Here is a 12,546-nt window from a genome sequence, read left to right as displayed (position 1 = left end):
TTATATTTTTGTTGTGAACATAAAGCTACCTTTTCCTGATAACGTGATTTCCTGGTTCCAAATAAAATTTTCATCCGTAATTATATTTTTTAGCGTTTTTCCTTGTAATCCTATTTCTGAATATCGTCCTAAATCGATGGTTATTGGTTGGTCATTTTTATTGATAACATGAACCACAACTTCATCTTCTAAAATTCTGAATAAAAAATAAGTTCCTTGAAAAGGCACAAAATGAATCGTTTTACCCTCTTGTATTGCTTTAGAATTTTTACGATAATTCAATACCTTGGTCATGAAAAATTGCATGTCTTTTTGAGCATCAGACAATCCATTTCCTGAAAACGCATCGGTCTTATCATCTTTCCATCCTCCAGGAAAATCAGTCCGAATCAAACCATGATCTCCAGGATTCTTAAAATCGTCCATTAATATTTCTGTTCCGTAATAAATCTGTGGAATTCTTGGCAACATTAAATAAATAGACAATGCCATTTTAGTAGCTGCAACATTTCCATTCAATTGTGTGTAAATTCTGCTCATATCATGATTGTCTGGAAAAATCATAATATCTTTAGGCGATGCATAATGAAAATCATTTGCCAAGCCCTCATAAATTTTCACCAAACCATTATCCCAAGATTCCTCCTCTTTTAAAGCTGCTACAACATTTTGTTGCATGGCAAAATCCATGGTAGATTTTAAATTAGATTCGTAACCATCTCTATTATTAGCGCCTTTTTGCCAATACCCAATTAATAACGGATTATAACTCCATTCTTCACCAACAATAGAAAAATTAGGGTATTCTTGCATAATCGCGCCCGCCCAATCGCTCATAAATTGCTTGTCTGGATAAGGGTAGGTGTCTTGTCTAATTCCACCGAAACCAATTGTTTCGATCCACCAAATACTATTCTGAATGATGTATTTTGCCATAAATGGATTTCGTTGGTTTAAATCTGGCATGGTAGCCACAAACCAACCTTCATTATTGCCTTTTTTATCAATTTTTGAAGCATAGCGATCTTGATTTGTAGTTCTTCTATGATTGGAATTAATATTGGTTTTTTCCGTCCAGTTTTCAATATTTTTCTCGAAGTTTTTTTGATGATTCACCCAATCATCAAAAGGAATATCTTTCATCCACCAATGTTCTAAACCACAATGATTTGCCACTTGATCCATGATTAATTTCATTCCTTTTTTTCTTAAATCATCTGCTAACTTTTTGTAATCCTCTAATGTCCCGAAACGAGGATCTACCTGATAATAATCTGTAATTGCATACCCATGATAAGAACCTTTGGGCATATCATTTGTTAAAACAGGAGTAGGCCAAACTGCTGTAAAACCGAGGTCGGCAATATAATCTACATGATTGATAATTCCTTGTAAATCGCCTCCATGTCGTTGATAACCGTCCGTTCTATCAATCGTTGTTTCTTTTAAGTTTTTGTTGATATCATTTGTTTCATCCCCATTTGAAAAACGATCAGGAGTGATTAAATAAATAGCATCCGAACTATCAAAACCTTTATAAGCTTCTGCAGGTTTTTGTCTTTCTTTTAGTTGATACGTATGTGTTCTTTTGCTTCCATCTTCAAAAGTAAAAAGAATATCAAACTTTCCTGGTTTTGTGTTTTTATCAATGTTTAAATCGATAAATAGGTAGTTTTTACTCTTCGCTTTATTTACTTTTTGAATGGTAACACCTGCATAAGAAATCTTTGGAGTTGCGTTACCAATATTCTCTTCTTTTACCAAAAGTTGAAGCGAAGTGTCTTTAAAATTAACCCACCAATTAGAAGGTTCTACTCTTTCTAAAGACGTATTAGAAAGAGAAACTTCAGAAATATTTTTTATGGTTTTTTCACTATCACATGAAAATAAGGCTATGAGAAATAGTAAAAAAATACTTTGAATGAGTTTCATTTTTTCTGCTTTTTTAAAAATTAAGTGTAATTTTAGGGACATTCTTTTAATATTAATCCCCATTTTTCTGCCACCACAATATCATTATTCGGTTTTATCGTTGTTTGATTTAGAACATCTTTAAAACACTTTCCTTTTAAATCTGAAATAGAAACAGTTTGCGCTTTATTGCTATTATTAATGACAACTATTATTTTTTGATTTTCATAGGCTCTTTCAAATACAAAAACCTTATTCTTATCATCTGTAAGTAACGTTTTGTAAGATCCTAATTGCAACTCTAGGTGCTCATTTCTTATATGTATTAGCTTTTTGTAATGATTGAATAAACTTACATTTACTGCTACTTTATCTGGCTCATGAGTAGATCCATCGGCATTAAATACCTCATCTTCATAACTAAAATCATCCCAAAGCATGGGTTTTCTGGAGTCTGGATCATTACCTCCCCACATACCTACCTCATCGCCATAATAAATCATAGGTGCACCAACATAGGTCATTTGCATAATGACAAATAATTTCTGCAACTGAATATCTTTGTCTTGTGGTTTTCTAGTAGAATAATCTAGATTATTGAGTGCATTTGAAATGTTAAAATAAGCTCCCCAATTTCTAAAATTACCAATACCTCGATTTACAATATGCGAACCAATTCTATTAGAATCATGACTGCCAAAAAGGTTTTGTGACACATAGGCAACCCCTTTAGGATATAAATTTCTAAGTTCTTTTAAATTTTGATCATACATACTTGCTGAAATATTGGTAGCATCTGGATTAAAAAAGAATTCTGCCGATGCAAAAGCAAAATTGTAATTCATTTCTCCATCAAATTCATCGCCTTGCATATATGGTTTTACTTTCTCAGGAGTATCAACAATTTCCGCGGTCAAATAGGCTTCAGGATTAATTGATCTAACATGTTTTCTCCATTTTTTCCAAAATGGATGTGCGATACAAAAAGCTACGTCTAATCTCCATCCATCAATTCCGAATGCTGTTCCTTTATTTTTAGGGTTCATCCATCTTTTAGTAGCATTAAAAATATACTGTTTCGGACCAGAAACGATACCTGTACTATCTTCCCTTAATTCAGGCAGAGACTTTACACCAAACCAGCCTTCATAATCAAATTTAGAACCCGTTTCTGGATTATTCCAAGAGTTGACAATAAACCAATCTTTATATGCTGATTTTTGTTGATTTTTTAATACATCTTGAAAAGCAAAACTATTATATCCTAGATGATTAAATACACCATCGAAGATAATTTTAATTCCTTTTTTATGAGCTTTATCGATTAGTTCCAAGGCTAATTCATCAGCACTTGTCCAGACCCAAGTAGCTGGCTGTATCGGATTTTCAGTAGCTATTAATTTTCGATCTCCCTCTGGATCTGGTCCAAAATTTGGGTCAATATGATGATAGCTTTCCCCATCGTATTTATGCAATGATGGTGCTTGAAAAATTGGATTTAAATAAATTGCCGTAATTCCTAAATCTTGTAAATAATCTAATTTATTAATCACCCCTTGAAGATCTCCTCCATATCGTCTTCTTAAAATATGCTTCCACTTTTCTGGTTCTCCGTTAGTCTTCTCGTACTCTTGAAGTTGATACCAATCACTTTCCCATGGATGAATTTTCCATGATTTTGGCACCTCCTTAGGATCAGCTCCTTTTAAGTCGCTAACTTTTGGGTTGTTGCTTATATCACCATCTCTAAAACGCTCTGGAAAAATTTGATACCAAACAACCTTTTTAGCCCATTCTGGCACAAATTCTTCATTTTGAACTACTTGTTTAATCTTTTCTTTATCTTGATTACAACTTATTGTAAGTAGAAAAAACGCAAGTAAGAGCTTGTAAAAAATTGTTCTTTTTAACAAATTAGTATTCATTATTTTAAACCGTTAACAATTTATTTGGAGAAACCGTTACCAATTCTCCATCTACCAAAATACGAATGTCTTGCTTTCCGTCTAATTCAAAATAAGCTCCTTTTTGGGTCACGTTTATAGTGATCATTTGATGTCTAAAATTAACTTTAAAAGAATATGATTTCCATTCTTTCGGAATTTTAGGCGAAAACGAAAGTGCATTATTTACAATTCTCATACCTCCAAACCCCTCTACAATACTCATCCAAGTTCCTGCCATAGAAGTAATGTGCAAACCTTCTTCTACCTCATGATTGTAATCATCTAGATCTAAACGAGAAGTTCTTAAATAGAATTGATAAGCTTGTTCCATTCTATTTAATTTTGCTGCCTGAATACTGTGCACACATGGAGAAAGTGAACTTTCATGAACCGTAAATGGCTCATAAAAATCGAAATGACGTTCTAATTCTTCTGTAGAAAAATCACTTTCAAACATATAGAAACCTTGTAAAGTATCTGCCTGTTTTATATATGGCGAACGTAAAATACGATCCCAACTCCATTTTTGGTTAATCGGTCTTTGGCTCTCATCTAAATTTTTAACTGTAATTAATTCCTTGTCTAAAAAGCCATCTTGCTGCAAGAAAATATTGTGTTTTTCTGAATACGGGAAGTACATATTATCAGCAACTTTTTTCCAATCTTTTAACTCGTTATCCGTAAAATTAGTTTTTTCTTTAATCCTTAGATAATCAGAAATATGATCCACTTGTACAAGATCTATATTTTCTAAAGCATAGTTAATACACCACTTTGCAATATAGTTTGTGTACCAATTATTATTGATATTATTTTCATATTCATTGGGACCTGTAACCCCCAAAATCATAAATTTATTTTTATCGGATGAAAATGTTGCTCTTTGCTGCCAAAAACGTGCAATACCAATTAAAACTTCCAATCCTTTTTCAGGAATGTAAGCATAATCATCTGTAAAACGATGGTAGTTAAATATTGCAAAAGCGATGGCTCCATTTCTATGAATTTCTTCAAAAGTAATTTCCCACTCATTATGGCACTCTTCGCCATTCATAGTTACCATTGGGTATAAGGCAGCGCCGTTTTTAAAGCCAAGTTTCTCGGCATTTTCAATGGCTTTACCTAGATGATTGTATCTATACTCTAGTAAAGTTCTTGCTACAGATTGATTTTTGGTAGCCATATAAAAAGGAATACAATACGCTTCTGTATCCCAATACGTGCTTCCTCCATATTTTTCCCCTGTAAATCCTTTCGGACCGATATTTAGAGAAGCGTCTGTACCCAAATAGGTTTGGTTGAGCTGAAAAATATTAAAACGGATTCCTTGTTGCGCTTTTACATCACCTTCAATGGTAATATCTGACATTTTCCAGATTTGCGCCCAAGATTCCTTTTGCATTTCTAACAATGCCTTAAAACCAACATTTAACGCTTGGTCTAAAATATCTTTAGCAGCTGTGACTAATTCTTCTTTTTTATGATTTCTATCAACAACATAACCTCCAAATTTATGGATGGTAAACGTGTCTTTTTTATTGATTTCTTGTTGATACGTGCAAGAAATTAAATCTTTTGTTTGTTGATAAGCGCCCTCTATTTCTATTACAGCATCATTTAAAAACAAACGAGACTCCATAAAAGTACACGTATAAAAATGTGTTTTCATGGTTCTTGCTTCAATATAGGATTGCTTTTTATGTTGAGTAAGGTTTAAAATATCCCAAAATTGGTCATCCCAGTTGGTATCTTCATTGGTAATCCCCGCATCTAAATAGGGTTTATACGTAATTTTTGCGTCTGAATTTAAAGGAGTTACCTGATATTCGATAGCTCCTAACGCATCAATTTCTAAACTTAAAAAACGTTTTGCATCCACTTTAATTTTAACTCCATTTTGTAAAACAGCTTCAAAACTTCTAGACAACCAACCTTCTTTCATGTTGAGTTCTCTTCTAAATTTTGATACTTTTTTACAGGTAAATAAGTCTAATTTTTCGTCGTTTATAACAACGTTAATTCCTATCCAATTGGGTGCATTTAAAACTTTTGCAAAATATTCTGGATAGCCATTTTTCCACCAACCCACGCGAGTTTTATCTGGGTAATAAACTCCGGCAATATAACTTCCTTGAAACGTATCCCCTGTATATTGTTCTTCAAAATTTGCTCTTTGTCCCATAGCACCATTCCCAATGCTAAATAAACTTTCTGAAGATTTTACTTTATCTGCGTTAAAACCTTCTTCAATAAGAGACCACGTATCTGGCTTTATATAATCTTGATTCATTTTAATTCTATATTAAATCATTCATAAAATCGGTACTGATTTCTGTGAAATCTGTGAAATTAAATTGTGCTTTAGAAAGCACATTTGCATCTCCAATACCTATACTTGTCATGTTCGCTGCATTGGCAGCTTCAATACCTGCAACAGCATCTTCAAAAACCACACAATCTTGCGCTTTAACACCTAAATGATTGGCTGCCAAAAGAAAAACTTCTGGATCTGGTTTTGCTTTTGTTACATTATTACCATCTACAATGGCATCAAAATAGGATAATAACCCAACTTTTTCTAAAATTGGTTTTGCATTTTTACTTGCAGAACCTAGCCCAATCGGAATCTTATGATCTTTTAAAAACTGTAAAACTCTTGGAACATCTGCTAAAATTTCAGAGGCATCCATATTTTCGATAAATTTGAGATAATCTACATTTTTTTCAATCATCCATCGATTAAAATCTTCTTGTGTTGCTTCAATCTTAGCAATGTCTAGTAAAATTTCTAAACATCGTTTTCTACTAACACCTTTAAAAAGCTCGTTTTGCTCTTTTGTAAATTCAAACCCTAATTGATTTGCTAATTTTTTCCAAGCTAAATAGTGATACTTGGCAGTGTCTACAATCACACCATCCAAATCGAATATAAATGCTTTTTTCATGTACTTATAATTTTTCATTTTTACTAAAATGAATAAAATGTTATTTTTAGTTGATTTTAAAATACTTAAACAGCCTGAACAACATCATCTACATCTTTTACTTTGTAAACTAGCACAGCAGCAATTAAGAAACTGATTCCGCTAATCATCAAAGCAAAAATTGCTTCATTATTGTATGCGTATTTTACTAATGGACCACCAATTAGTGCATTGATAATCTGTGGAATTACAATAAAGAAATTAAAAATCCCCATGTAAACCCCCATTTTTTTAGCAGAAATTGAACCCGCTAAAATTGCGTAAGGCATGGCTAAAATACTTGCCCATGCAATTCCGACTCCTATCATCGATACAATTAACCAATTTTCATTTGGCATAATATAAATTGATAACAATCCTAGTCCACCAATAATTAAAGAAATTGCGTGTGTTCGTTTTCGACCTAGTTTCATTGCAATATAAGGCAATGCAAAAGCATAGAAAGCGGATACTAAATTGTAAATTCCAAATAAAATTCCGACCCAATCTCCCGCATTTTGATACCCCTTACTAGCACTATCCGTATGCGGTAAACCATAAATGTGCTGGGCTATGGCTGGTGTTGCAAAAACCCACATTCCAAAAAGACCGAACCATGAAAAAAACTGCACCCAACTTAGTTGGCGCATTGTTACTGGCATTTTTTTAAAATCGTCAACAATATCCCATAAGCTAGAACTTTCTTTTTCTTCTTCGCTTTCTAAGGATTCATTATCAAAACTTGCTAATTCTTCTGGTGAGTATTCTTTGGTGGTGGTAACCGTAATTAAAATTGAAATAATTAAAATGATGGCTCCTATAATAAAAGACCAAATTAAATTTGAAGGAACAACACCCGCTGACGTTTCATTAGAAACACCAAACCAATTTGTTAATGCGTAAGGAAGCCAAGAACCCATTACGGCTCCAAAACCAATTAAAGCTGTTTGAATACTAAAACCCGCTGTTCTTTGATCGGTTCTTAAATTATCGCCTACTAAAGCCCTAAAAGGCTCCATGGCAATATTAAAAGAAGCATCCATAATCATTAAAAAACCTGCTCCTACCCAAAGTGCTGGTAAAAAAGCAATAAAAATATCTGCTTGTGGCATTAAAACTAAACCAATAGAGGCTAAAATAGCACCTACTAAAAAATAAGGTTTTCTTCGACCAAATTTACCCCAAGTTTTATCGCTATAATACCCTATTATGGGTTGGACGATTAGGCCCATTAAGGGAGCTATGATCCAGAACCATGAAAGTTCATGAACATCTGCTCCAAAGATTTGTAAGATTCTACTTGCGTTTGCATTTTGAAGAGCAAAGCCCATTTGTATTCCTAGAAACCCGAAACTCATGTTCCAAATTTGCCAGAAGCTTAATTTACGCTTTTCCATTATCGAATATAATTAATGAATATACGATAAGTGTATTAGACTTATCTTTTATTATAAATTGTGGAATATAATTTATTGATAAATCCTAATATGGGAACAAAGATATGTATTTTTTGTAATTTTGATAAAAATTAACAAAATAATTTACGACGACGGTTTCGTTAAAATGGATAAAATATAAAAAACTTACGACGACGGTTTCGTAGATTCTCGCAATTTTAAATCACTCGAGATAACAATTTTTTTAGGGCTGTAAACTTCCGATTCATTTTCAATTCTTTCAATTAAAACCGCTACTGCTTGTTGCCCCATGGTAAAACCATGCTGCGCTATTGTTGTAATAGATGGAGAAGAATATTCGGAGATTAAACCATCTGTAAAACCTATAATAGACATCTCTTCGGGGATGCTAAATCCTTTCTCTTTAGCTATTCTCATTGAGTTTGCAGCATAAATTTCGTTCACCGCAAAAACCCCATCAATGTCCTCTTCAAAGACTTTTTCTATCTGTTTTTTGATATCTTGATTTTCATCAATTTCTACAATCAAGTTTTTATCTGTTTTAATATAAGATTCAATGAGCGCTTTTTCATAACCTTGCCTTCTTAAAGCACCTACATTTACATGATTTGGAGTGGTAATTAAAGCTATTTTTTTTCTGCCATTCTTTAACAAATGTCTCGTAGCTTTGTAGCCTGCACCCACATCATCTACCACTACTTTATCACATAGAATTTCATCAACAACTCGATCAAATAAAACTAACGGAATTTCTTCTGTAACCAAATCTACAAAATGTTTAAAATCCTTATTTTTAAGGGTTTCATTAGCAATAGATACAATTAAACCATCGACACTTCCGTTAGATAAAACCTTTAAAGTCTCTACTTCTTTTTTGTAAGATTCATTAGAAAAACAGACCATAATATTATAGCCTTTTTTATTGGCTCCTTCTTCAATACCACTAATCACCGTAGAAAAAAAATGGTGTACTATTTTAGGTAAAATAACACCAATTACTTTTGTCTTTTGATTACGGAGTTGTAAGGCTAAATTATTGGGTTTATAATTATAATAATTAGCATACGCTTGAATTTTTTCTTTTGTTCCAGTACTAATTTCATGGCTGTCTTTTAGTGCTTTTGAAACCGTTGATGTTGAAACGCCTAATTCTTTGGCAATTGTTTTAATAGTAATTTTTTGCTTCATTTTATAAGAAATAACGAATTTAATTGCATTATTTTAGTTATTTAATGATTTTTAAGAAATAAAGTTGTCAACACGAAACCGTTTTCGTGACTTTTGTCATGTTTCAAACAAAGGATTAGTTTCTATCTTTACAAAGTGGAATGTAAACTTATTGTAAAATCAAAATCAAATTTACAGTTATTATTTAACAAATTATACATGAAAAAATTTAAATTATTATTAATTGGAATTCTTTTGTCCTCATCATTTACCATGTTTGCACAACAAACACTAAAAGGTGTGGTTAAAGAAAAATCATCTGGCGCAGTTTTACCAGGTGTTAGTGTAGTTCTTAAAGGTACCCAAAGAGGTACAGAAACAGATTTTGATGGAAACTTTATACTTGAAAAAGTTAAAACTGGTGACACGCTCGTTTTGATGTATTTAGGTTATGCTAGCAAGGAAGTTGTTATAACAGACAATTTCAATTTAGTCATTACTTTAGAGGAATCCGCAGAACAATTGCAAGAAATTGTAGTTGTTGGGTATGGTACTACAACCGTTAAAGATGCAACAGGTTCTGTAGAAGCAATTACTGCCAAAGAATTTACAAAAGGTAATATTGTAACGCCTGAAAACTTATTAAGTGGTCGTGTTGCTGGGGTAAATATTACAACCAGCGGTGCTCCTGGTTCAGGTTCAGAAATTAGAATTCGTGGAGGCTCTTCTTTAAATGCATCAAACAATCCTTTGATTGTAATAGATGGTTTACCTATGGCAGGAACTGCCGGCGGCTCTAGAGGTGTTTTAGCAAGTATAAACCCAAATGATATCGAATCTTTCTCTGTCTTAAAAGATGCTTCTGCAACTTCTATTTATGGTTCTAGAGGTGCAAACGGTGTGATTATTATTACTACTAAAAAAGGTAGAACTAAGTATTCTTTAGATTATGATTATCAAATGGGATTTGGAGAAATTAGAGACCGAGTAAATGTTTTTAATGGTGATGATTTTAGAGATCTTGTGACAGCAAGAAGACCAAGTGATCTTGGTTTATTAGGAACCGAAAACACAAACTGGCAAAATGAAATTTTTCAAAAATCGGTTTCTACCCAACATAATGTAACGGCAAGAGGTCAAATTTTTGGTGCCATCCCAACTAGGTTATCTGTTGGTATTGCTAATATTGAAGGAAATATTTTAACCTCTCAATATGATAGAGCTACAGTTTCATTATCTATGAATCCTAGCTTTTTTAATGACCATTTAAAAGTAAACTTAAATTATAATAGAGCTTCGGAAGATAATAGATTTGCAGATGCAGGTCAAATAGGGGCAGCTTTGCGCTATGATCCTACACAACCTGTTTTTGATAGCACCTCTCCTTTTGGTGGCTTTTATCAACACCTTTTAACAGATGCTAATGGAATTATTGTTCAAAACGGAACACGAAACCCAGTAGCTTCTTTATTACAAAACAGAAATGAATCGGAAGTTTTTAGACATTATGGAAATTTAAATATTGATTATAAGTTTCATTTTTTACCAGAATTAACCGCTACCGTAAATGTTGGTTTTGATAAGTCTATCGGTGAAGGAACTACTTTTAGTCCTTTAGATAGCCCCGCAAGTTATACCGATATTTTTGTGGGTAATGATAGCGCGTACAGAAACGAAGTTCTCAATGAATCTTTGGATGGCTATTTAAATTATAAAAATACATTCGGAAAAACAAAATTAGATGCAATGGCCGGTTATTCTTACCAAACATTTGATGGGTTTGGAAATGATACCGGAAACATTAGAAACCCAAATGATCAGGGTGCAACCAGCTATGTAAATACGCCCGTTGTTTTGGTTGGTTTTTTAGCAAGAACAAACATAACTTTTAATGAAAAATACTTACTAACTTTAAATTACAGACGAGACGGAACCTCAAGATTTGGTCCAGAAAATAGATGGGGTAATTTTGGTGGAGCTGCCTTAGGATGGAGAATTAGCGATGAAGATTTCTTAAAAGATAGTAAAGTAATCTCTGAATTAAAACTGCGTGCATCTTACGGAATTAACGGTCAGCAAGATGGTATTGCAGGAGATTTGTATTTAGATAGATATCGTTTTGGAAACCAAGGTTCAACGTATATGTTTGGTGGTGTGCCAATTCAATCTACAATTCCTTCTGAAAGAAGTAATTTAAAATGGGAAAACACAGCAACTATTGAAGTTGGTGTAGATTATGGTTTATTCGATAATAAAATTACGGGTTCTATAAATGCATTCCAAAAAAACTCCACAGACTTGTTATCTGATGCGCCCGTTGCAGACGGCACCAACTTTACCAATAGAGTTTTACAAAATATTGGAGATTTACAGGTAAATGGTATCGAATTTACTGTAAATGCTGATATCCTTAAAACGGAAGATATCGACTGGAATATTAACTTTAACGCAACCTATTTAGATAGAGAAATTAAAGAACTAGCATTAGGGCAAGATATAACCACTGGAGGAATTGCCGGAGGTACAGGAAACTTTATCCAATTGTTTAGAGAAGGTTTTGCTCCCAATTCATTTTTTGTTTACAAACAACTATACGATACTACTGGTAACCCAATTGAAGGTGCCTATACCGATTTAAATGGTGATGGAATTATCAATACACAAGATCGATACTTAAAAGAAAACCCTCAAGCAGATGTAAGCCTTGGTTTTCAATCTAGCTTTAATTATAAGAATTTTGATTTAGCATTTAACCTAAGAGCTCAAATAGGAAACTATGTTTATAATAATGTAAACTCTTCTTTAGCACAGTATGATTTACTGCAAGATAATGCCGTTCTAGGAAATATCCCAAGAAGTGTTTTAGAGACTAATTTTCAAAGAACTTCAGATGTAATTTTATCTGACTTATATTTAGAAAATGCATCGTTTTTAAGAATGGATAACATTACATTAGGGTACACTTTCAATAAACCTTTCAAAAAATTAGCATCTAGTAGTATTCGTTTATGGGCGGGTATGCAAAACGTATTTATACTTACAAAATACTCTGGTTTAGATCCTGAGGTTTTTAATGGTATCGATAATACTATTTACCCAAGGCCAAGAACACTTTTAGTTGGCGCAAACATTAAATTTTAA

At 32.9% G+C, this 12,546-nt stretch carries 7 protein-coding genes; 1 reads left to right on the top strand and 6 read right to left on the bottom strand.

Going from position 1 to position 12,546, the window contains the following annotated elements:
• The 6 genes from K8354_RS04930 to K8354_RS04905 form a co-directional block, all read right to left on the bottom strand.
• The gene (locus K8354_RS04930; RefSeq protein ID WP_223445883.1) at positions 1-1,932 is read right to left on the bottom strand and encodes a glycoside hydrolase family 13 protein; all 1,932 of its coding nucleotides are present in this window, start codon (positions 1,930-1,932) and stop codon (positions 1-3) included.
• A gap of 32 nt (positions 1,933-1,964) precedes the next feature.
• Positions 1,965-3,836 (bottom strand): glycoside hydrolase family 13 protein, encoded by a 1,872-nt coding sequence (locus K8354_RS04925; protein WP_223445881.1) that lies wholly within the window; start codon positions 3,834-3,836, stop codon positions 1,965-1,967.
• Between the two features lie 4 nt (positions 3,837-3,840).
• A complete protein-coding gene (locus K8354_RS04920) occupies positions 3,841-6,147 on the bottom strand; it encodes a glycoside hydrolase family 65 protein (protein WP_223445878.1) in 2,307 nt (768 codons plus the stop codon).
• A gap of 7 nt (positions 6,148-6,154) precedes the next feature.
• On the bottom strand, positions 6,155-6,820 hold the full coding sequence (gene pgmB, locus K8354_RS04915) for a beta-phosphoglucomutase (RefSeq protein WP_223445876.1): 666 nt from the start codon (positions 6,818-6,820) through the stop codon (positions 6,155-6,157).
• 47 nt (positions 6,821-6,867) lie between these two features.
• Positions 6,868-8,217 (bottom strand): MFS transporter, encoded by a 1,350-nt coding sequence (locus K8354_RS04910; RefSeq protein ID WP_223445874.1) that lies wholly within the window; start codon positions 8,215-8,217, stop codon positions 6,868-6,870.
• Positions 8,218-8,403: 186 nt separating this feature from the next.
• Positions 8,404-9,426, bottom strand: a complete 1,023-nt coding sequence (locus K8354_RS04905) for a LacI family DNA-binding transcriptional regulator (protein WP_223445872.1) — start codon at positions 9,424-9,426, stop codon at positions 8,404-8,406.
• 198 nt (positions 9,427-9,624) lie between these two features.
• Between K8354_RS04905 and K8354_RS04900 the strand changes: the two genes are divergently transcribed.
• Positions 9,625-12,546 carry a SusC/RagA family TonB-linked outer membrane protein gene (locus K8354_RS04900; protein WP_223445870.1) on the top strand — a complete coding sequence of 974 codons (2,922 nt, stop codon included), beginning with the start codon at positions 9,625-9,627 and terminating at the stop codon, positions 12,544-12,546.

This window comes from Polaribacter litorisediminis (genome assembly GCF_019968605.1).
Lineage (GTDB): Bacteria > Bacteroidota > Bacteroidia > Flavobacteriales > Flavobacteriaceae > Polaribacter > Polaribacter litorisediminis.
Note: the sequence above shows the minus strand (reverse complement) of the source record. Positions and strands in the feature narration are given on the sequence as shown.